Annotated in this window: 16 protein-coding genes; 10 read left to right on the top strand and 6 right to left on the bottom strand. The window is 68.5% G+C overall.

Annotated features, from left to right (window positions below):
* The 4 genes from H6717_17370 to H6717_17355 form a co-directional block, all read right to left on the bottom strand.
* Positions 1-1239 carry a hypothetical protein gene (locus tag H6717_17370; GenBank protein MCB9578803.1) on the bottom strand — a complete coding sequence of 413 codons (1239 nt, stop codon included), beginning with the start codon at positions 1237-1239 and terminating at the stop codon, positions 1-3.
* 73 nt (positions 1240-1312) lie between these two features.
* Positions 1313-2065 (bottom strand): hypothetical protein, encoded by a 753-nt coding sequence (locus H6717_17365; protein ID MCB9578802.1) that lies wholly within the window; start codon positions 2063-2065, stop codon positions 1313-1315.
* Positions 2066-2195: 130 nt separating this feature from the next.
* Positions 2196-2939 carry a class I SAM-dependent methyltransferase gene (locus H6717_17360; GenBank protein ID MCB9578801.1) on the bottom strand — a complete coding sequence of 248 codons (744 nt, stop codon included), beginning with the start codon at positions 2937-2939 and terminating at the stop codon, positions 2196-2198.
* On the bottom strand, positions 2939-3814 hold the full coding sequence (locus H6717_17355; GenBank protein MCB9578800.1) for a radical SAM protein: 876 nt from the start codon (positions 3812-3814) through the stop codon (positions 2939-2941). Before H6717_17355 ends, H6717_17360 begins: the two co-directional genes overlap by 1 nt.
* Before the next feature lie 431 nt (positions 3815-4245).
* Between H6717_17355 and H6717_17350 the strand changes: the two genes are divergently transcribed.
* From H6717_17350 to H6717_17340, 3 genes are all read left to right on the top strand, one after another.
* Positions 4246-4620: a hypothetical protein gene (locus H6717_17350; GenBank protein MCB9578799.1), complete on the top strand. Its 375-nt coding sequence runs from the start codon at positions 4246-4248 to the stop codon at positions 4618-4620.
* Positions 4617-5066 (top strand): hypothetical protein, encoded by a 450-nt coding sequence (locus H6717_17345; GenBank protein MCB9578798.1) that lies wholly within the window; start codon positions 4617-4619, stop codon positions 5064-5066. The genes H6717_17350 and H6717_17345 overlap by 4 nt, the downstream gene beginning before the upstream one ends.
* A 636-nt stretch (positions 5067-5702) precedes the next feature.
* On the top strand, positions 5703-6989 hold the full coding sequence (locus H6717_17340; protein MCB9578797.1) for a PQQ-binding-like beta-propeller repeat protein: 1287 nt from the start codon (positions 5703-5705) through the stop codon (positions 6987-6989).
* 381 nt (positions 6990-7370) lie between these two features.
* On the opposite strand, the gene H6717_17335 is transcribed toward H6717_17340, so the two are convergent.
* Positions 7371-8603, bottom strand: coding sequence for an IS701 family transposase (locus H6717_17335; GenBank protein MCB9578796.1), 1233 nt, complete (start codon positions 8601-8603; stop codon positions 7371-7373).
* 258 nt (positions 8604-8861) lie between these two features.
* On the opposite strand from H6717_17335, the gene H6717_17330 reads away from it, so the two are divergent.
* Together H6717_17330 and H6717_17325 are read left to right on the top strand one after the other, a co-directional pair.
* Positions 8862-9434, top strand: coding sequence for a tRNA-(ms[2]io[6]A)-hydroxylase (locus H6717_17330; GenBank protein MCB9578795.1), 573 nt, complete (start codon positions 8862-8864; stop codon positions 9432-9434).
* Entirely contained in the window at positions 9431-10615 is a 1185-nt protein-coding gene (locus tag H6717_17325; GenBank protein ID MCB9578794.1) for a hypothetical protein, read from the top strand. The genes H6717_17330 and H6717_17325 overlap by 4 nt, the downstream gene beginning before the upstream one ends.
* A 51-nt stretch (positions 10616-10666) precedes the next feature.
* On the opposite strand, the gene H6717_17320 is transcribed toward H6717_17325, so the two are convergent.
* Positions 10667-11254, bottom strand: coding sequence for a hypothetical protein (locus H6717_17320; protein MCB9578793.1), 588 nt, complete (start codon positions 11252-11254; stop codon positions 10667-10669).
* Positions 11255-11468: 214 nt separating this feature from the next.
* On the opposite strand from H6717_17320, the gene H6717_17315 reads away from it, so the two are divergent.
* From H6717_17315 to H6717_17295, 5 genes are all read left to right on the top strand, one after another.
* Positions 11469-13259 carry a DUF2330 domain-containing protein gene (locus H6717_17315; GenBank protein ID MCB9578792.1) on the top strand — a complete coding sequence of 597 codons (1791 nt, stop codon included), beginning with the start codon at positions 11469-11471 and terminating at the stop codon, positions 13257-13259.
* A 181-nt stretch (positions 13260-13440) separates the two neighbouring features.
* On the top strand, positions 13441-14160 hold the full coding sequence (locus H6717_17310; protein ID MCB9578791.1) for a hypothetical protein: 720 nt from the start codon (positions 13441-13443) through the stop codon (positions 14158-14160).
* Positions 14161-14165: 5 nt separating this feature from the next.
* Positions 14166-15314: an SEL1-like repeat protein gene (locus tag H6717_17305; protein MCB9578790.1), complete on the top strand. Its 1149-nt coding sequence runs from the start codon at positions 14166-14168 to the stop codon at positions 15312-15314.
* A 166-nt stretch (positions 15315-15480) separates the two neighbouring features.
* A complete protein-coding gene (locus H6717_17300; GenBank protein MCB9578789.1) occupies positions 15481-18225 on the top strand; it encodes a protein kinase in 2745 nt (914 codons plus the stop codon).
* Between the two features lie 3 nt (positions 18226-18228).
* Positions 18229-20928 (top strand): hypothetical protein, encoded by a 2700-nt coding sequence (locus tag H6717_17295; protein ID MCB9578788.1) that lies wholly within the window; start codon positions 18229-18231, stop codon positions 20926-20928.
* Positions 20929-21184 lie beyond the last annotated feature (256 nt).

Genomic DNA, 21184 nt, shown 5'->3' with positions numbered 1-21184 from the left:
TCACTTTGCCGCGCGAGCGAGGGCGCTCTTCCAGGTGGCCAGGGCCGAGCGCTCGCTGCCGTTTTCGTCGTACAAACCCGTGTCTCGCCACACGCTGCCGTTGTCCTGCACCGGCCCGGGCGGCAACGTCGCCCACAGCGCGTCGTAGTCGCGCACCAAAAAGTTCACCACGAAGGGCATCGGCTGGCTCTCGGCGGCGGCCAGCATGTCGCTGACGAATGCGTTCTGCTTCGCCTCCGTCCCGTCGAAGGAGAGGCTGTAGCTCGGGATCGAAAAGGCCTGGGCCGGGTAGCCGCTCTCGCCGATGACCAGCGGCTTGCCGCCCGCGAGAGAAGCGAGATCGCTCCAGGTGGAGGCGGGGTAGGGATCCGTCAGGTACTTGGACATGAACGGATAGAAGGAGATGCCCAGGTAGTCGGAGTAGGGCAGCACGTCGGCGAGGGCCGCCATCTGCTCGCCGTGATCCGCGTCGGTCCAGCCGTCCAACAGGTCCACGCCGGTCATGGTGACGAAGATCGGAAGAGCCGGATTCTCGGCTTTCAGCGCCGTGTACGTTGCCTTGTGCAGATCGACGTAGGCGCTCCACGCGGCGGGGTTGTTCTTGCGCAGCAGGTTCACCTCGATACCGATGGCGAGATAGTCCGGATGAAAGAAGTCGATCGCGGCGCGGCAGGTCTGGAGATACGCGCTCTTCACGTCGGCCGAGTCGAAGCTGGCGGTGGCCCAGCTGCCGGGCAGCGGCATGTGCTCCGCGCTGCCCCAGTAGTCGGCGAGCTTCGCGCGGCCGTCGTCCAGCGGAGTGAGAGCCAAGTACAGCTTCTGGCTGGGCGTCACCGCGGCCTTCATCTTGGTCCACTTGGCGACGATGGAGCTGCCCATCTGCTCCACGGGTTTCTGCTCCAGCGCTTCCACCCAGGGCACGCCCTCGGTGGTGTGGACGGTGAACAGGTCCGCGTCCTCGGCGACCTTCGCATACACGTAATCCACGGCAGCTTGCGTGGTGTCGTAGGGAAACGTGGTGAGGCCCAAGCGGTACGGGCGCGGCGTTCCCGCGTCGCTCCCGGCGCTACCACCGGAGCCGCTCGCGCCCGCTGCTCCCGAGATGCCGCCGCTTCCTGCGCTACCCGCGGCACCGCCTGCGCCACTGGTGCCGGCGCTACCGCCGGAACCAGAGCCGTCTTCCGAGGAGCTGCAAGCAGAGAGCAGACCGAGGGCCAAGAGCACGGCGAGGCGACGCATCTCCTCAAGATACACAAAAATGACGAAGCGCGCCGAGAGCACGGCTCCCGACGCGCTCGTCTTCAGGCGCGAATCACGGCTCGATGAGCTTCATCGTGTTGCCGTGGCAGTTCGACGCATTGCAGCCGCCGTTGGGTGCGGCGTTCTTCATGTTCGTCTCGCCGTTGGCGTTCCGCATGTGGATCTCCGCGGTCGCCCAATTCACGGTGGCGGTGTTCGACTCGTAGAAGAACTTCCCTTGGTTGTCGGAGCACGCGTAGTAGAACGTCGTGCCGTCCTTGACGCCGATCTCCACCTTCGCAGCGCCGGTGCTGCCGCCTGTCTGGTACACGCGGCCGCCGAAGGTGAACTTCGGAGTGCCGCCGTTGCCTGTGTGGCAGTTCATGCAGTTCTGAGTGAGCTGGGAGTTGTGGTTGTGGTTCTTGGTCGGCGTGCAGTTGGCGTCGTAGCTCGCGTAGTTGGCCGGCCAGAACGCCGCGCCGCCCGCAGCGCCGCCTGAGCCCGCAGCACCCGCAGCGCCGGCCATGCCACCCGAACCGGCCATGCCCGCCGTGCCGCCAGAACCCGCCATGCCGGCCATGCCGCCGGTGTTGCTGCCGGCCATACCAGCCATGCCGCCAGTGTTGCCGCCGGCCATGCCTCCGGTATTACCGCCCGCCATGCCGCCGGTGTTACCGCCCGCCATGCCGCCGGTGTTGCTGCCAGCCGCGCCGCCCGTGGAGCCCGCGGAGCCACCGCTGCCGCCGCCGTCGTCCGAGCCGCAGGCGGGAGCGAAGGCCAAGAGCGCCGCCGAGGCGACGCAGAGAGCAAGCGTTCGTGTCATCATTTCGAAGAAACCTCCTGCAAGAGAAGGAGTGACGTGGAGCGACACCTCCACGCCCATCCCAGCGTACCCACGAAATTCGTGGACTACTCGCAGGCGGGTTTCAACGACTGGCCCTCGGGCCAGCAAGCTCTCATGATGGATCGCAGGTTCTGCCGAAGAAGAGCACGTACTGATACGGCAGCTCGTTCCACTCGCGACACTGCTGATAACCAGCGGCCTTCATCTCGCGCTGCACCATGGTGGGTGCGATCTTGTGTGCATCCGGCGGGCCGACGGGAAGATCGCCCTTCTTGAAATCGACTATCACTACGCGCCCGCCGGGGGAGAGCTTCGCCTTCACTTTTTCGAAGTACGGCGTGCGATCTTCGATGTGGTGATAGGTGTCGACGACCAGCACGACGTCCACGCCGGCGGGTAGCTTGGGATCGTTCGGTGTGGCGACGATGCCCGCGACGTTGGTCAAGCTCTCGTGGCGCGCGCGTTCCTCCACATGGGCCACCATCTTGGGCTCGATGTCCACGGCGAAGACCTTGCCCTCCGGGACCTTGCGGGCGATGCGAATGGAAAAATAGCCGGTTCCAGCGCCCAAGTCCGCCACCACGCTGGCGGGGTTCAAGCTCAGTGCAGCCACCACGGCGTCGGGCTTCTGCCACGCGTCGCGTTCGGGATCGTCGAACACCTTGGACCAACGATCGGGATCCTGGAAGCGGTGGTTCGCCGTCGGTGAAGAGTGGCCGTGATGACCGTGGTGACCCTGCGGCTGCTCCGCCGTCGCCGCACGCGCGGGAGCCGGCGTGGCCGGTGGTGCCTGGGTGGCGGGGGGCGAAGCGCAGGCGACCGCGAGCACCGTGGTCCAAAGGGCGGTCGTCTTCATCACAGGCCTCGCATCCATTCCGGCTTGAGCAAGCCTTCGTCCTGCTTGGTGAGCACGGTATCGAGCACGCGGAGCAGCTCTTGCTTGTGCTCGGGGAGATCTGCCCGGATGGGGAGATAGTTCGACGCGTGGTTGGCCGAGAAGCGGCAGCGCGTGAAATCACTCTTGGCGACGATGGTACGGAGCTCCGTGAGCAGCGAGAACTTGTCCGGCAACGAAAACTCCCCACTCTCTTCCAATGCGGAGAGCGGCGTCCCCGGCACCACCGTGGTGGTGAGGGCGCCCACGTAGGGCGGATCCATGCGCGTGAGCAGGCTGGCGGTGTTCTCGGCGTGCTGCGCGCTCAGACGCTGTCCGCCGACGCCGAGCAGCACCATCACAGAGTGCACGAGACCGGCCGCCCTGAGCTTGTCCGCCGTCTCCACACACTCGGCGCGAGTGCCGCCCTTGTCGATGAGCGCCAGCACCTCGTCGTCCCCGGATTCCACGCCGTGATACACGATGCCCAGACCGGCTTGTCGGAGGGCCGAGAGCTCTTCCACGCTCTTCTTCCCCACGCTGCGGGTGTCGCCATACACGCCCACGCGCTTCACCCAGGGAAGCTCGCGCCGAATGCCTTCGAGCACGTCGAGCAACCGCTGCGTGCTCAGGATCAACGCGTCGCCGTCGCACAGGAACACGCGCTCGAAGCGTGGGCCGAGGGCCGCGGCCTCCCGTAGGTCTTGCTCTATCAGCTCCTTGGGCTTGGCGCGGAACTGCTTGTCCCGATACATGTCGCAGTAGCTGCAGCGGTTGTGGCTGCAGCCCACGGTCACTTGCAAGAGCAGGCTGTGTGCCTCGCTCGGGGGACGATAGATGCGGCCGACGTAGTCCATGAGCGGCGGGAGTATAGTCCCGAGGGCCGGAGCGTCGACGTCCGGGGCGCGACGGGGCTCGCGCCGGACCAACAGCTTTGGGACCGGGTCTCGGACGAGGCGCCCGGCGCTTCGGCTACGGGCACTCGGGTTGAAGCGTCTGTCCCGCCAGTGCCGGCGTTGGCCCCCGTAAGATAGCAGGCCGATCGAATGAAAAGGCGATCTGATTCTCGCGACGCAGGGACGGCGCGGCTGAAGTCCGGGTTCCGCGTTGGACCGACATCCTGTTGAGAAAGCTTCGTTCGTGTCGAGTTCAGGAGGTGAGCTCCCGCTCAGGACACTCGTCCGGACGAGTGTCCGCCTGGCGGACAGTCGCGCGCCGCGCGCCCAGATTTTTCGCGTGTGTGCGCTGGCACGCAGCTTGAAAGAGCCGCCATCGAAAGGTGGGCAAGGTGAAAGATCGAGATTCAGTCACTGGGAGCTGGCGAGCCAAGATTGGGCTGGTCCTTGCGCTCGCGACGCTGTCGGCGACGGCCGGCTGCTACAAGGCCACGTTCGTCGAAGACCCGTCCGCCGCGAAGCGCGAGCCGACGCACGAAGAGTGGTCGAACCATTACGTCTTCGGCCTGGTCGGCGACAAGGAATACGACACGCGCGATTGGTGTCCGAACGGCATCGCGATGGCCCGCACCGGGGGCAACGTCGGAACCAGCTCGCTCACAATCGTCACCCTCGGCATCTACGCGCCGCGCAAGGTCTACGTGACGTGCGCCGACGGCCAGGTAGCCGCCGCGGAGACCTCCAACCAAAAGGGGAGCACGCAATGAAACGCACGGCCCTTCTGTTGCTTGCAGTCATCGCGCTCGGCGCCAGCGGCTGCTACTCCACGACGCTCAAGAACGGCAAGCCCATCGGTGATGCTCCGCTCGAAGGCGACCAGCGATGGCACCATGGCTTCGTCGGTGGCACCTCCGAAGCCAGCGGGCCGTACCAGCTGTCGCGGATCTGCCCCGAAGGCTGGGCGGAGATCCAGACCGAGACCTCCTTCTCCAATGGGTTGCTCGACGTCGTCACCCTCGGTCTCTACAACCCGCAGACCGTCGAAGTGAAGTGCGTGGCCGGGCCCGCTCCGCGAGAGACCGCCAGCTCCGCGCTGGACCCCTCACAGGAGCTCAGCGCTCCGCTTCGAGGGGCGCTGCGCCAAAGGCGACCCGAACCGCCGGCACCAGACCAATCTGATCACGCCGTCTCGGTGCCGGCGGTTAGACCATGAACGGCGCTGGGGTCGCGCCGAATCGCCGCTATCGCAGTCCGATGGATCGCTTCGTTCCGCTCTGCGATCGGGTCGGCCATTCCCGCGATGATGGCGCGGCGCCCTGCGCCACCTGCGCGCGCAACGAGCGGGCGTACGGGCTCGGAGCGGGACTTGACGCTCAGGCTCCGGGTGCTTCACGACCAAGCCGAGGTCGCGGAGCTGGTCCCACCGTTTCATCGCGCGTCGGTTGGTGATCGATCACACGGGCGTGCCGCATGACATGGGAACCTGACGCGCCGTGCGCACACCCTGCAAGGTGAAGTGCATGGCGGCAACACGGAGTCAGGGCCCAGCAAAGGCTGGGAAGCCAGCTCCGTACGTGAGCATCGAGCGCGGTCACTTCAGCGTCGAGATCCAGGTTTCGCCCCCCCGGCGGGCGCTGGCGGATGGACCCGCACAACGGTGAGGTGGTGACCCTGCTTCCACAGAAGCGCGACGGCCTGTCGGAGGGCACCCTGTGGCAGTCGCCGTGCATGGCGGCGAACTCGCCTCGACTCGCCAGGTGCCGGAGCGTCGACGTCCGGGGCGCGACGGGGCTCGCGCCGGACCAACATCCAGAGGCCCCGAGGCTCGGCTTGGGCTATGACAGCGGCGGTGCGAACGCTGGCTGTCGTGGTGTTGCTCGCGGGGGCGCTCTCGGTGGCCTGTGAGGCGCCGAGCAAGGATCCCCTCGGGCGTGGGCTTGGTGCGGTGCGCTCGGCCGCCGCGGTGGGGAGCGCGCCGCTGCGCTGCCCTGCGGATCCCTGGCCGGTGCTGAGCCACGACAGCGCACGCACGGGTACTTCGCGGGGTTGTTGTAGCGGACCGCTGTCGGTCGCTTGGCGCTTCGTGCCACCGGACGCGGTGCAGCGACCGGCGCGCGCGCAGCACGTGATCGCGGGACCCAAGGCTCTGTACGTGAGCGGTATCATCGGGCAATCCCCCGCGGTGTTTCGCGTGAGCCCCACGGGGGAGCTCGCGTGGACCTTCGACAGTCACGTGGACATCACGCGCTTTCACTGGCCCGCGCTGGTGCTCGATCGCGTGGTGTTGAACGATGACGGCCTGTACATCTTGGAATCCCGCACCGGTGAGCGCGAGGTGAACCGCGGGCTCGACTCTTGGGGCGAGGTGCTCACGGACGGCGAGAACCTGTTCGCCAACAACACCTGGTACGTGGCGGGGCCCAAGCTGTACGCGGGGGCGCTGGAGAGCGGCGGCGCGCCGCTGTGGGTCAAGAACGAGTACGGGCAAAAGGCGGAGGACGTGATGGATCGCGTGGGGGGACTTTCGCTGTCGGACGGCGTGCTGGTGCAGAGCGCGGACTATCGGCCGTCGCCGGGCAGCGGCCTGTTCGCCTTCGCCACGGCGGACGGCAGCGAGCGCTGGCGTGCGGAAATCATTCCGCGGAGCCACGCCAGCATCGGCGGCGGCAGCGTGTTCGTGCTCGAACGGCGCGAAGGGAGCGGCGAGCCCTCGGCCCTCACCGCGCGGCGGCTTTCGGACGGCGAGCTCCTGTGGGAGGTGCCCATCGCCAGCACCCAGAGCATCGCCCCCGCCTTGGTTCGAGATCTCTTGTTGGTGCGGCGCGACGACGGCGCGCTGGTGGCGCTTTCCGCAAAGGATGGGAAACGGCGCTGGGCGACGCCGCTCGAGCCGCCGCGGGACAGCGGCATGCTGTGGGCCACCAGCTTCGCGGTGGCGCGGGGCTCGAGCACGGTGGTGGCGGTGCAGGGCGACGGCTTCGCGGTGCTGTCGCTTTCGGACGGCAAGTTGCTCTGGCGCGGCACGCCGCGGGGCGTGGAGAAGGCGGTGCACAGCCCGGTGCTGTTCGGAGGGCGCTTGTACGCGGTGGATCGCAAGGGCGTGGTGGCGCTGGAGTGCGGCGCAGAAGGAGACTAGCACTACTTGATCAGCCCAGTTCGCCCGAATGTGTTGAAGGGGCGTATACGGCTGCAGACTCGGCAGGCCATAGGCAGAAATCGTGCTCCTGCTCGTGATCGTCGTCGTGAATCGTGCGCGTGCGCGTGACACGTGCGCGATCGTCCGGGCTCATTGCACACCGGAGGCGGAACGCGCACGAGCAGGAGCAGGAGCACGAGCACGACGACGACCACGACGGACGATCACGAGGACGATGGCCTCGCCGGGGTATCCGATTATCGCTGCGCGAACGCGGGCTACCGGACCCGCTTTGCGGAGGGAAATCTGTCGAAGGGGCGCGCGCAGGCTGGGCAGTGGCCGACCCAGCGAAGGAGGACCTGGGCGACGGCCCTGCGGAAGTCATTCCATGTCCAAGGGCTCGTCGTATCCGTAGGGGGAAAAAACCTCCAGGCGGAGGGCGATGAAGGCGTGCATCAGGGCGACCATCGCGAGATGTCTATGCAGACCACCCCACGATCGGCCTTCGTACCGGTCGAAGCCAAGCTGCTGCTTCATGTCCTGGTAATCGCGCTCGATGTGCCATCGCATCTTGGCGAGCCGAACGATGGTCTTGAGCGAGGCTCGAGCCGACATCGACGACAAGTAGTACTTGAAGTCCCCGTTGCTCTCGCGCTCGATGAGCAGCCACTCCTCTTCGCCCGGAGGCTTCTTCTTCGTCCGCTTTTCGGCGCTGCGAATACGCACGGCGGCGAAGTGGGCTTCCAGCGGTCCCTTGGAACCCATTCTCCAGCAGACGCGCTTGAAACTTCCTGCGGCCGCCAGCTCCTTGGCCAGCACCTCGACGAGCACCGGCGAGCTCCCATCGACCGCTTTGGCGCGCTTGAAAGGTGGCCCACCACGCCCCGTGCGAGGTGGCACCGCGACCTGCGTGCCGGGCCTCCATACGGAAGTCTGCGAAGAGATGCCCACCGCGTACTTCAACCCGCGCTCTCGCAGCCCGTCGCGAAACTCCCGCGAGTCGCCGTAGCCCGCATCGGCAAGCACCGGGAGCGTCGAGCCGCCCCTCTCCCGCGCCGAATCGAGCAGTTGCAGCGCAATCTCCCACTTCTTCTTGAACTCGACATCAGCGGGAACATCGGCCTCCGCGCGACGCTCGGCGTCGGTGCTCCAGTCCTCGGGCAGATAGAGCTGCAGCCCCAGACACGCTCCGAACGAGTCGGAAACGCCGTGCAGTGACACGATCACCTGGCAGTTACCGATCTTGCCGAGTGTGCCCGAGTACTGGCGCTGCACGCCCACCGAGCGCGACCCCTTCTTCGCGATGCCCGTGTCGTCGATGCAATAGGCATGCACCTTCCCCGACTCGAAGACCGTCTCCTGCAAGCGCTCGAAGACTTCTTCGTGACCGAAGCGTCCCCGCTGAAGCGCGCGCTGCATTCGCTGCCGCTTGGCTTGGACCGCGTTCGGAGCCATGGCCGTCGCCAACCCCAGCGCCGTCTTGGCCTCCACTTCGAAGCCTAGGCCCTGGCAATACCAGCCCAACGCTTCGACACGCTGCTCATTTTCCAATCCCTCGAGATGTCCGCTCAGGAACTCGTCGAGGCTGTTCCGTAGCGCTGCGAAGGTCTTCATTCAGACCGTAGATCACAACCCGATCCCCTAATCAAGTAGTGCTAGAGCGCATCTCGCAACCTCGAGGGTTGTGATTTCGAGGCGTGCGGCACCAGCTGCGAGGCGGCGCGAGGACGGAATACTCGGAGTATTTCAACGAGCGGCAACGCTGCAGATGGTGCCGCACGCCCGAAAGCGCTCGTGAGCAGGTTGTGAGATGCGCTCTAGCTCCGCTGCATCGCTGCTGCCGGAGAGACGCAGTAGTGGTAGGGGGAGGCGATGTTGCGTTTGAAGAGCAGCACGGCTCCGGCTTGGCTCGATGCGGTGATGAGCGACTTCGACGCGTTCCTCGTGGATCACGCGGCCTGTGAGCGGAAGGCGAGCGCCACGGCCATGAGCTTCGTCGTGAAGTACAGCGACAAGCCCCTGATCATCGAGCCCATGATCGAGCTGGCGCGGGAAGAGCTCGAGCATTTTCACATCGTGTACAAGCTGCTCGAAGCGCGCGGCGTGGAGCTCGGCGCCGACTACCGGGATGACTACGTGCGCGGCCTCCGGGCGCGGGTGCGCACGGCGGGCGATGAGGTGCTGCTCGATCGCTTGCTGGTCGCAGGTATCGTGGAGGCGCGCGGTTGCGAACGCTTCGGGCTGGTGGCCGAGGCGCTCACGGACGCTTCTCTGCAAGCGACGTATCGCGATCTCACGCGCTCGGAGTCGCGCCATCATGGATTGTTCTTCCGCCTGGCGCGCCAGCACTTCGACGAGGAGCGCGTCACGGCGCGGGCGGAAGAGCTCTTGACCTTCGAGGCCGAGCTCGTGGCGGGCCTGCCGCTGCGCGCCGCGGTGCATTGAAGGTCGTCGACAAGTACCTCGCCCGCTACGCGGAGCCGGAGCACGCTCGCGCAGCGGAGGTGCGGCAGCGTTTCGAGCGGGTCATCGTGGTGCCGGCCCGCGCGGAAAGCGTCTGCCTGCTCGACGGCTATCGCGCGGCGGCGCGGGCTGGTGCGGGGCGCACGCTGGTCGTCGTCGTGGTGAACGGCGCAGAAGAGTGCGCGACGGAGGTCCACGCGCAGAACGCGCGGCTCCTCGCGGAGCTGCCGGCGGAGGACGACGCTTTCTCCGTCGTCGCCATCGACCGCGCGAGCCCCGGGGTACGGCTGCCCGCCCGCGGCGGCGTGGGTCTCGCGCGGCGCATCGGTACGGACTTCGCCCTCGCTCTGTATCGCCGGGGCGGCCTGCGCTCGCCCTTCATCGTCTGCACCGATGCCGACGCGACCCTGCCCCCGGACGCGTTCGCGTCACAGGAACCCCCCGACGCGAGCGCCGTCGTTTCGCGTTTTCGTCACGTGCCATGTGGAAACGCCCTCGTCGATCTCGCGCACGTGCACTACGAGCTCTCGCTCCGGCACTACGTCCTGGGACTCGCGCGCGCCGGTTCGCCCTGGGCCTTCCACACCGTGGGCAGTACGCTGCGCGTGCACGCCGAGCACTACGCGGCGGTGCGAGGCTTTCCGGCGCGGAGCGGCGGCGAGGACTTCCACTTGCTCGCCAAGCTCGCGAAAGTCGCCCCCGTGCGCGCCGCCCCCGGCGGCGTCGTCGAGCTTCGCGCCCGCACTTCGTCGCGGGTCCCCTTCGGCACGGGCCCGGCGGTGGCACGGCTCTCCGCCCTGCTCGTCGAGGGGCGCGAGCCCACGCTGTTCGACCCGCGCGTGTTCACGCGGCTCGCCGGCGTGCTTTCGGAGCTCGAGCACTTCGTCGCGGCGCGCGGCGAGGTCCGGCTCGATCCCGTGAGCGGCGCGTTCCTGGCGGAGCGCGGCCTCGATGCCGTCCTTGTCCGCGCGCGTCGCGAACGTCCCGCGGCGGACGTCCTTCGCCGTCGCCTGCACGAGTGGCTCGACGCCCTGACGACGCTGCGACTCGTGCATCGGCTGCGCGACGCGGAGCTGCCCGCCGTGCCATGGCGGCAAGCCCTGGGCGTCACGGGCAGCCCCGAAGACGCGCTGACGTCACTGCGTCACGCCGACAAAATGTAGAGCGGAGCGATCCCAGTGGGACCGCCCCGCGGGGCACGCATCGAAGGTCGTTCAGTGGGCGTCGTCACACATCCCCAAGTCGCAGAAACCCGTCTCGCACTGCAGGTCTTCGGAGCAGCGGCCGCCAATGCCGAGCTTGGGAATCATGGGAATGCTGTCCCAGTGCGTGTCTTGGGCGGTGTCCGCGGACGCCGGTTGCTGCTGCTGGGAGCCGGTCCACACCTGGTCGCTGTTCTCCAGCGCCTGAACGGTGTTGCCGGGAGCGGCAAGCATGGGCTCGACGGCCCGCGCGCTCGCGCCCTGCGCGGCGATGGCGCCTTGTTCCAGAGCCCGGACCGTATTGGGCGCGGGGGGCAGCACGGCGGCACCATCGTCGACGACGCGCGCGTCATTGCCGTTGTCGGCGAGCATCGGTTCGTCGACGGGCTGCAGATAGTCGCCGCCCAAAGCGACGGCCGGGGGCTCGGCCGAGGCCGGCATGGGCTGGGCGCCGTTTTCGCCGGGGCCGGGAAGCGAGGGAGTGAGAGAATCTTCCTGCGTCGCCGTGCCGTCCGTGTCCGCGGCGTCCAGGGCGCAGCCGGTGGTGAGGCTGAGGAACAGAGCGGCGAACAGGGCAAACGACGAATGACGGGTGGACATGGTGAGACTCCTTGAAAAGTGCGCCCATGTCGGAGGCGGTCCGCCGCGCGTTGCTAGAAAAGTGAACGGCTCCGGGGTGTGCCCGGGACGCCACACTCCGGCGGTTCACGCCGGCACCGCGGGATCCCGACAAAAGCCCGAATATTTCCCAGGCACGGCCGTTGCACTGCCTGGCGCCGACATGTCTCGGAGGATGGTCTCGCGGCTCGTGTCGATGGCTTTGACCTCGACCCTCTGCCTCGCTTTCACGGGCCCGGCACGAGCTGCGGGACGACTCCTCGACGCCCCGGGGGACAGCCTGCGGGTGGAGCGCTGGGACGTAGCGCTGGCGGAAGCCCCCCAGCACACCACCGTGTGGCTTCGGGCCAACGTGAAGGGGACCGGGAAGCACTTCGTGCTGGTGGTGCCCGCACCTCCGGGCTCGGTTGCGGATCCGGCCCTCGATGCTTGGCTCGATGCGCTGGACTCGGCGACGGCGCCGCGCATCCAGCCGCCCAAGGGCACCCTCGAATGCGGCGAGACCGTGGCGTCCAGCGTCGAGTCCCTGGTGGAGTCGGACGCGGCGGCCACCGCGCACCCGACCAAGGTCGCGGTGGCGAAGGATCTCGCGGAGCTCCTCGCCTTCGCCCAAAACGAGGGCGTCGAGCTGACGGCGGCGGATGACGCGGCGATTTCCGGCGTCGATCCCAGCGCACGCTTCATCGCGCTGGCCTACGACAAGAGCGGCGACCGCGCGCGCACGGAGACGTTGCGCCTCACCGTGCCGCTGGCGACGCCGAAGATCCCGTTTGGCGTGGCGCGGAGCAGCGATCCAGTGAGCGTGCTGCTCTACGCCGTGGCTCCGGGCCGCGCGCAGGTGCAAGGCGCCGAGGTGCTCGAGCCGGATCAGGTCGGCACCACCTGGAACGTGCTCTCTGCCACCAGCGACTACGCGAGCGCGCGGGACGCGCTCCTCGTGCAAAAGCAGGGCGCCGCGTGGATGGTCGAAGCCGCGGGCAGCGCGCCGCTGTACCAATGGCTGCTCTTGCCGGGGCAGTCGGGCAGTATCTCGCCGGCGGTTCACGCCTACTTCACCGAGGCCAAGGCCGCGGGGGCCACGAGCTCCGCGGTGGCCGAGTGCCTCTCGCCGCTGTGGGACGCGAAGGACTCCGGCGCGCTGGGCGCGACGCTCTTGCCGTACTGCGCGCCGGGGCTCTTGGCCTCGGTGCCCTCGTCGTCTCCTCCGGCGTCCTGCGTCACCCAGCCGGGGCCGGGCGAGATCGCCGTGCAGCCGCTGGTGTGTGGCAGCGCGGATGACGTCGCCGCCGCTCTCGGCGGTCTGAATGCGTCGGAAGTCGAGCTCACGCGTCAGGTCGGGGTGATTGCCGCCCAGACGCCCGACGCCGCGAGCGTGACGTTTACCAACGGCCTGTCCGTTTCGCCGCTTCAGATGGCCGGCGAAGCGGACACCACGGGCTGCGTCACCGGCAGCGGTGGCAGCAGCGGAGGTCCTGGCACCGGTGGCAGCAGCGGCAGCGGCGGCAATGGCGGAGGCATCGGCGGGCCCGGCGAGCTGCCTCCGCCGGGCGGCCCGGACTACGGCGAGCAGCCCGCCGACAGCAACGTGGACGTGGGCGTGTCGTGCACCGGATCGTCGGAGGGCAGCGGCTGCAGCGGGGATTCGTCCGACAGCAGCAGCAGCGACGGCTGTAGCGGTGACTCGTCCAACAGCAACGGGAGCAGCGACGGCTGCAGCGGGGATTCGTCCGACAGCAGCGACTCGTGCAGCGGCGACAGCTCGTCGTCGAGCAGCGGCGACGGCTGCAGCGGTGACAGCTCGTCGAGCGGTGACGGCTGCAGCGGTGACTCCAGCGGTTCCAGCGGTTGCAGCAGCTCGAGCGGGGGCGACGGCTGCACCGTCTCCATCCACGGCCGCCGCCGACCCCACGTCAGCGCTCTCGCCTTCGGGTTGATCGCGCTCTTGTTGCCGCTCCGACGCTTCGGTGCCCGACGCAAGAAGAAGTGACCGCACTTCGGGCCATGGGCCGAATGGATGCTGGTCCGCCGCGGAACCACGCGTTCGCTCCAAGCCCGCCACAAAAATCCGTCACCGTCCGTCTGCCCCCTCGAAAACACGCCGCCGCGTTCTTGACGACCCGGCTTGACCACGGTCAAGCTCCACGCGCTCTCGGCTGAGGGGAATCGACATGAAGCTCGTTCGAACCATGATGGGCGCCGGCGCGGCGTTGTTGCTGGCAGGCTGTGGCGGCGCGGACAAACCCGCACCAAAGGTGGCTCGCGTGCAGGACGAAACGCCCGCGCCGGAGCACGTGGATCGGGGGCCGGCCAGCTACGAAGCGGAGATCGGCGGCCTCAGCCACGACGACGTGAAGAAGAAGTTCGACCGGCTGCGGCCGGAGCTCCTGCGCTGCGTGGAAGAGGCGTCTACCCGCTTGAGCGTGGTGGGCGGCAGCGTGAGCCTGCGCATGCGCGTGGCCCGGGACGGCAGCTTGCGTTGGGCCTACCTGAGCGACTCCACCTTGGGCGATCGCGACGCGGAGCGCTGCGTGCTCGACACCGTGAAGAGCAAGACCTGGCCGAAGCCTCTCAGCGGTGACGGCCTGGCGGAGGTGGGCTTCGAGGTGGAGCCGGCGGACTCGCCCATGGCGCTTCCGTCCACCGCGCGCACGCTGCTCGAGAAGCGCGCGGAGTCATTGACCAAGCAGTGCCGCGAGGGCATCCGGGGCGAGTTCCGGGCCACGGTGTACGTCGGCCGCAGTGGAAAGCTGCTGAGCGTCGGCGTGACGCCGCCGGACCAGCAGGGCGAGTCGGCTTCGGACTGCATCGCCGACGCTCTGCGCGGTCTGCGTTTGGGTCGCGTTGCGGTGAACACCGCGCCGTCCAAGGCCAGCTTCGAAATCCGCTGAAGGGAATGGGGCTCTCTCGCAGCGCTAGCCCCCGCCTCGGAGTGCACGCGGTGGCGCTCGCCTGCGCCGCCCTCTCGCTCCAGTGCGGGACCCGCAGCTCCGCGCCGGCGAAAGCGTCGCCCTCCGCCCCCGGTGGGCTCGACGAACAGTGCTCCGCGGGCAACGCACGGGCGTGCTCGGAGCTCGGCAAGCAGTTGCGCGCCGACGCGCCGGAAAGGGCCGAAGCGCTGTTCCAGCGCGCCTGCGACAGCGGGGATGCCCCGGGTTGCGGCGCTCTCGGAGAGCTGCGGATAGCGCAGGAGGACTACGCCGCCGCGCGCGCGTTGTACGACAGGGCTTGCAAGGGAAAGCACGCCGACGCGTGCAACGATCTGGGCGTGTTGTATGCGAAGGGCGTGGGCGGGCCGCAAGATTTCGAGCGGGCTCGCAGCTACTATCGACGCGCTTGCGACGCCGGACAATTCCTCGGTTGCGCCAATCTCGGCGCGCTCGTCGCCAAGGGCATTGGAGGAGCGGCGGATCTTTCCCAGGCGCACGCGCTGTTCGAGAAGGCCTGCCGCGGCGGTAGCGGTCTCGGCTGCTACAACCTGGCACATCAGTTGGCGAACGGCATCGGCGTGGACAAGAACGTCGAGCAGGCCGTACGGCTGTACGCCAAGGCGTGCGATGCCAAGACTGCGGAAGCGTGCGGCGCCTTGGGCTGGATGTTCGAGGAGGGCGAAGCGGTGCCGCGCGATCCGTCGCGCGCGCGCAAACTGTTCGAACGCGGGTGCGATGGGCGGCACGGCGACAGCTGTGCCGAGCTGGGGCAGATGCTTCGGGAAGGGCGCGGTGGCGACGCGAACGAGGGACGCGCGCGGGAGCTGTACGCGCGGGCGTGCGAGCTCGCGAGCGGTGCCGGGTGCACCAACTTGGGGACGGCGCTGGCGTCGGGGATGGGCGGCGCGGCGGACTTCGCGGCCGCCCGCGGTGCGTTCCAGCGCGCGTGCGACGCGGGCGACGCGACGGGCTGCTACGACCTCGCGCAGTTGCTCGAGACGGACCGCGGCGGCGCGCCGGACGTGGACGCGGCGCGGCGCCTGTACCAGCGCGCCTGCGCCCAGGGGGAAGCCGACGCCTGCGCCAAGGCGCAGGGGGGCGCGCCGTCGAAGTGACGAAATAGCGACGGAAGGACGCCCCCCGGGTCCGCGGAGCGCGGTTTCCGCGGCGGACCAGAAAACCCTGGCCGGCCCAAAGGACGCCTGTCACGCCCAAGATTCGGCTGAGGTTCCCAATGCTTGCGCTTGGGGGAAAGCCCCCTAGGATCGGGGGATCCCATCCATGGCTCAGGAGCAGGCGGCACACGACGACACGGCCGACGCGAAACGGCGGGTGGGCTCGACCGTCGGCCACTGGCATCTCGAGCGGCTGTTGGGGCTCGGCGGCATGGCGGCGGTGTACGCCAGCAAGGACTCCGCCGGCACGCCCGTGGCGGTGAAGGTCCTGCACAGCGAGTTCTCCAGCAACGAAGGCGTCCGCGGTCGCTTCATCCGGGAAGCGCGGCTGACGCAGGCGGTGGACCACGCCGGGCGCGTGGAGGTGTTCGAGGAGGGCCTCAGCGAGCAGGGCGATCCGTTCTTCGTGATGGAGCTGCTCGAGGGCGTCACCCTCGACAAGCTGTGGAAGAAGAACGGACGCAAGCTGCCGGTGGAGTACGCCCTCGAGATCACCGATCGAGTGCTGGACTTCCTGTCCGCGTGCCACGCGCAAGCGATCGTGCATCGTGACCTGAAGCCATCGAACATCTTCATCACGGACGAAGGCTACGTGAAGGTGATCGACTTCGGCGTGGCTCGCAAACGCGAAGCCGGCGTGGACCCCACGTTGGCGGGCACGGCGCTCGGCACTCCGGCGTACATGGCGCCGGAGCAGGCGCTGGGCTCGGCGGATCGCATCGACGCCCGCACGGACATCTTTTCCATGGGCGCCGTGCTGCACGCCATGGTGAGCGGCAAGCGGCTCCACGAAGGGCGTTCGCACCAGGAGGCGTTCGTGCTCGCGGCGACGCGGCCGGCGCCGTCGGTATCGCGAGTGGCGCCGGATCTCCCCGCCGAAGTGGTGGCGCTGGTGGATCGTGCGCTGTCCTGGGATCCGCGCAATCGCTTCCAGAGCGCAGACGAGATGCGCGACGGAATCGCCGAGGTGCTTGCTGCGCTGCGCGGTGGAACCGCGGTGGCTGCCGAGCCGGAGAAGAAGCGCGGCAAGGCGGCGCTGTTGGCCGCCATCGCGGAAGCGGGCGCCGAGCAGCTGGCGGCGACGACGGAAGAAGACGAGGCTCTCGTCCAGCAGCTGTCGGAGATCTTCTCGCGCATCGAGAAGGCGCTGATGGCGGTGCGCCAGTACGGTTGGGAGCATCCCGTCACCGGTGGCCACATGCAGGCGGTGACGGATGTCATCGCTGCCGCGTTGGAGAAGGATCCGGACAGCGTGCACTGGGACGTGCGCCCGCACTCGTTCTCGCTCAAGGGCAACGTGGTGTGGGAGCCCCTGCATCCCTTCGACGACATTCCCTACAACCTGTTCGCCAGCGGCTTTCGCTCCTTCGACTTGGCGGAGGGCATCAGCGTGGAGGAGATCCGCTCGCTGCTCGATTTGCTGCGGCGCGATCCGCTGCGGGACTTCGCTCCGGAGGACGACCTGGCCACGGCCTTCTGGGAGAAGCAGCTCGAGCACGTGAGCTACAACGTGGTCAGCTCCTTCTTGACCGTCACCGGCTCGGACGACTCGAGCTCCCGCAAGGAATACGCCGAGCTGATGGAAGCGGCGCAGGAGGTGATGGAACAGGGCACCCGGAAGAAGCGCGGCACGGGGGCGCTGCAGAGCGAGCCGCTCAGCCTGGAAGAGCGGGCGGCGGCGATCGCCGCGCGGCAGGTGGCGCTGCGCGCGGTGCGCTCCAGCGGCGCGCTGGCCCTGGACGAAGCCAAGCGCACGGCCATCGCGCGGGCCCTGGACATGCCAGAAGAGGAGTGGGAAGCGCGCTTCGTCACGGCCTACGCGGACGCGGCCTCGGATGCGCTGAGCCACGACGAGCTGCCGCTGGCGGCCATGCCGCTGCGGGCCGCGATACACGAGCACGCCGCCACCGACACGCTGGACACGGGGCTGCGCGTGGTGTCTGCCGCATTGGAGGGCGTGGCGCTGCACGCCGGACAGGACGGCAAGCGGGCGCTGTGCGCCGCCGTGATGGACGAGGCCACGCTCGCCGCGCTGCTGAAACCGCTCGCGCGAACGGTGCCTGATCGAGATCGTCCGCGCATCGTGGCGACGGCGCCCCACCTGGCAGCGCTGCTCCGGGAGCTGCCGCGCGATCACTTCACGCACGTGCTCGAGGCCCTGGGGCGCGCGGACGTGGACGAGGTGCGCGACGCACTGGTGAGCTACCTGGAGCGTCACGTGCTGGGCAACGAGATGGAGCTCGGAGAGCTGCTCCGGGACGCGGATCTGTCCCGCGGCAGGTCGGTGCTCAGCATCTTGGCCCGGCTGGACAGCGACGCCGCGCGCGCGGCGCTCTCCTTCGTGGAGCAGAATCCGAACGCGGAGCTGCGGGTGGAAGCGGTGGCCGTTCGCGCGGCCGCCAACGTGGAGGGCCTGAGGGACGAGCTGGCGGAGCTGACCAAGGATTCGGATCCGGCGATTCGCGTGGCGTCGCTCAAGACCATGGCGCGCTACAAGGTGAAGGAAGCCGGGCCGCCGTTGGTGCAGCACATCACCAGCGGCTCCTTCAACAAGCTGCCCCTCGACGAACGGCGGCTGGCCCTGGCCACCCTGTGGGAGCTGTCGCCGGCTCGCGCGGAGCAGGTGGCCCTGGATCTGTGCAAGAAGGGGGCGATGATCACCCGGGAGTCGGTGGACGACACCCGCATCTTGGCCATCGAGCTGCTCGAGCAACACGGAGCCACGAGCGAGGTCCTGGAAGCGTTGGACAAGGCCAGCGGCAAGTGGAGCAACACTCAGCCGGTGCGCTCTGCCGCCGCGCGCGCCGCCGCCACCTTGCGCGCCCGCTTTGGAATGCCACCGGTGGGCTGACCCATGACCCAGATCGGACACGAAAGCGTCGAAGCCCCGGCGGACCCATCCGCCGCGGACGTCGTGCTCCGGAACGTGGCGGAGCTGCAGCAGCGGCAGCGCGCCCGCGAGCTCGGCACCACGCTGGCGCTGTCCATCTTCCGACTGCTGCGCATCGCCCAGTTCCACGCCCTCGACAACATGGCCGTGATCCAGCAGTTGGATCAGACCGTCGAGGCCATTCAGGCGTTCGCGGCGCAGACGAACGACCCGCTGTCTTTGCTGTTCGCTCGGGGGACGGTGTTCGTGGCAGGGCAGCTCTTGAAGGCGTCGCGCACGGAGTACGAGGCGGCTCTGGAGCTGGGCGCCATGGTGGAGAAGCTCGGCCTTTCCGAGATCGTGATCCAACCGGACGTGGATCGCAGCGATCTCACGGAGCTCGCGCGGCTGTTTCAGCCCGGCGCCGAGGTGGACGTGGAAGGCGGCATGCTGGAGCCCACGCCGCGCATCCGACTGCGTCGGGTGAGCTCCGCGCTGTTCGACGAAGAGGAAGAAGAGCTCACGCCCGAAGAGCAAGTGCTCCGGACCTACGCCTCCGCCGTGGTGGTGATGCGTCGCGTGTACGACAACCTCAAGGAGGGCCGCTATCAGCTGCCGCACCAGGCCAAGCGTCTGGCCCAGAAGCTGGTGATGCTCTCGGAGGGGGACACGCCGGCGTTCTTGGGCGTGACGGCGATGCGCAATCTGAACCACGACGAAGCCGGGCGCGCGGTGAATCGCGCGATCTTGGCGGTGTCCGTGGGGCGCCAGCTCACGGAAGATCTTTCCACCTTGGCGCGCATCGCCATGTCGGGACTGTTCTTGGACGTGGCCGATCCGCTGCTGGCGGGCATCGTGGGCCTTCCCAGCGACGGACCGGTAGTCATCCCGCGACTCACGGAAGAAGAGGAACGTCGCAAGCCCGGCGCCACGGCGCTGGTGCTGACGGCGCTGGGGCAGCTCCGCTCTGCATCCATGGTGCGCACCGTGGTCGCCTACGAGAGCCACTGGATGGATCAGGGGCGTGCGCTCGGTCCGCTCTACGGTGGCGCCCGCCGAGCGACCGTTGCGGCGCGCATCGTGCGTGTGGCGCATCGATTCAACGAGCTGTTGTCGCCGGATCTCGCGGCGTCGCGCTCCATGTCGCCGGACGAGGTCATTTCCGTGATGAAGGCGGAAGCTCCGGACGCCACGGAGCGCGCGATGATCTCGCTGCTCGTCGGCGCGCTCGGCATCTTTCCCTCGGGCACCGCGGTTCAGCTCAACACCGGCGAGAAGGGCGTGGTCATCCGCACTCCCGACGATCCGAGCGCGTATGCCCGCCCCGCGGTGCGCTTGGTCCTCGACGCCCACGGGCGGCCCCTGGACCACCCGGAGCTGGTGGACCTGGCGCTGGATCCGAACCGCGAAGTGCTGGCGGTCGTCCCCGAGGGGGATCCGCGCCTCGCCGCAGCATCCCAGGGTCTCGGCGAGCCGCCGAGCACACAGCGGCCAGGGCAATCGAACACGGATCGACCCACGGCTCCGCCGCCGAATCGCCAGCGGAGCGAGGCCCGGCCCACCAGTCGCCCACCGGGAAAGAAGGGGCCGCCGGGGCCTCCGCCCAGTCGCCGTAGCGCTCCGCCGAGCGGACCTCCGAGCAGCGCTTCGCGGCGGGGCTCGCCGTCGTCCCGTCGCCCGATGCCGTCCTCCGCGCCGCGCGCGCCGCTGCGTTCGCCGACCGACGACGCGCCCACCGTGGCCGTCACCTCGCCCATTCACGCCCTGGTGATGGGCACCGCGCCGAGCGTGGATCCCGACGCCATCCCCGACAGCGTGGAGATCTCGGAGGTCGAGCCGTCGGCTCCCTCGGCGCCTTCGAGCCATTGGCGCAATCGCCCCGCCGCGCGGCCGGGGCTCTCGAGCTCGGTGCCTGGCGGCTTCACCCCGCCGAACTTGAGCCCGAGCGCCAAGGGCTCCCTCGCGCGCACGCCCTTCTCCCACCTGATCCTGTACCTGCTCGACAAGGGGCTCAGCGGCACCATGGTGTTCCGCGAGGCCGCGCAGGGGAGCGACATTCCGATGGAGCACGCGGTGTACGCGGAGAGCGGTTCGCCCTGCAAGGTGGTGCTGGGGCGGCGGGTGGCGTCGCTCGCAAGCCTGTTGGTCGCGGATGGCGTGGTGGAGCAGAACCAGCTGCAGAGCGAGCCCCTGAGCCAACCGCCGGATCACGACGGCATCTTGGAGAACGAGGTGCTCGAGTTCGGCCTGGCTCGACCCGACGACATTTCCCGAGCGCGGGACATGCAGTTGCTCGAGCGACTGTCGGCGCTGTTCAGCCTGCCTTCGACCACGGAGTACGCGTTCTACGCAGGACTGGACTTGCTCGAAGACCGCTGGGGAAAGATCCCCGGCATGGTTCAGCCGTTGGCGCTGCTCACCGCCGGCCTGCGGGAGCACCCGGAGACGGCCGCCATGCAGCGCATGCTGGGGCGGGTGGGGCTCACGCCGTTGCGGCTACACCCGAGCGCGGATCTCGACTTGTTCGAGATGAACCCGGACGAGCGCGCCGTGGCGGAAGCCATCGGCCAGCGCGAGCCGTCCCTGGCCGAGCTCGAGACGGCCTTCCCTGATGCCGCGCTGGTGCATCGCGTCGTGTATCAGCTGCTCTTGGCGCGCAGCGTGCTGCTCGTCAAAGACGGTTGAGCTCGGCAGGGTGTTTCCGCGCTGCAGCGACAAAAATGAAAGACGCTCTGGGCGTCTGGTAGAGTGAGGCGCGATGTCGGACAGCACCTGGAAGATCTGCAGCACGTGCAAGACGCCGATCGAGTTCGGCGCGGACCACTACTTGTGCAGCGTGTCCACCTGCAATCGCGCGCGGATGGGGCTCTACTTCTGCTCCGTCCCCTGTTGGGACGCGCACGTGCCCATGATGCGGCATCGCGATGCCTGGGCGGAGCCG

The organism is Polyangiaceae bacterium, assembly GCA_020633235.1.
In the GTDB taxonomy this organism is placed as follows: Bacteria; Myxococcota_A; Polyangia; order Polyangiales; family Polyangiaceae; genus JACKEA01.
This window is presented reverse-complemented; position numbering and strand designations above follow the sequence as displayed.

Bases quoted from the DNA above. Each gene is read 5' to 3' on its own strand.
- H6717_17335 (MCB9578796.1), bottom strand. From the start codon at position 8,603: ATGAAGACCTTCGCAGCGCTACGGAACAGCCTCGACGAGTTCCTGAGC.
- H6717_17305 (MCB9578790.1), top strand. From the start codon at position 14,166: ATGGGGCTCTCTCGCAGCGCTAGCCCCCGCCTCGGAGTGCACGCGGTG.
- H6717_17315 (MCB9578792.1), top strand. From the start codon at position 11,469: ATGGCTTTGACCTCGACCCTCTGCCTCGCTTTCACGGGCCCGGCACGA.
- H6717_17365 (MCB9578802.1), bottom strand. From the start codon at position 2,065: ATGATGACACGAACGCTTGCTCTCTGCGTCGCCTCGGCGGCGCTCTTG.
- H6717_17310 (MCB9578791.1), top strand. From the start codon at position 13,441: ATGAAGCTCGTTCGAACCATGATGGGCGCCGGCGCGGCGTTGTTGCTG.
- H6717_17345 (MCB9578798.1), top strand. From the start codon at position 4,617: ATGAAACGCACGGCCCTTCTGTTGCTTGCAGTCATCGCGCTCGGCGCC.
- H6717_17300 (MCB9578789.1), top strand. From the start codon at position 15,481: ATGGCTCAGGAGCAGGCGGCACACGACGACACGGCCGACGCGAAACGG.
- H6717_17370 (MCB9578803.1), bottom strand. From the start codon at position 1,239: ATGCGTCGCCTCGCCGTGCTCTTGGCCCTCGGTCTGCTCTCTGCTTGC.
- H6717_17355 (MCB9578800.1), bottom strand. From the start codon at position 3,814: ATGGACTACGTCGGCCGCATCTATCGTCCCCCGAGCGAGGCACACAGC.
- H6717_17295 (MCB9578788.1), top strand. From the start codon at position 18,229: ATGACCCAGATCGGACACGAAAGCGTCGAAGCCCCGGCGGACCCATCC.
- H6717_17360 (MCB9578801.1), bottom strand. From the start codon at position 2,939: ATGAAGACGACCGCCCTTTGGACCACGGTGCTCGCGGTCGCCTGCGCT.
- H6717_17320 (MCB9578793.1), bottom strand. From the start codon at position 11,254: ATGTCCACCCGTCATTCGTCGTTTGCCCTGTTCGCCGCTCTGTTCCTC.
- H6717_17330 (MCB9578795.1), top strand. From the start codon at position 8,862: ATGTTGCGTTTGAAGAGCAGCACGGCTCCGGCTTGGCTCGATGCGGTG.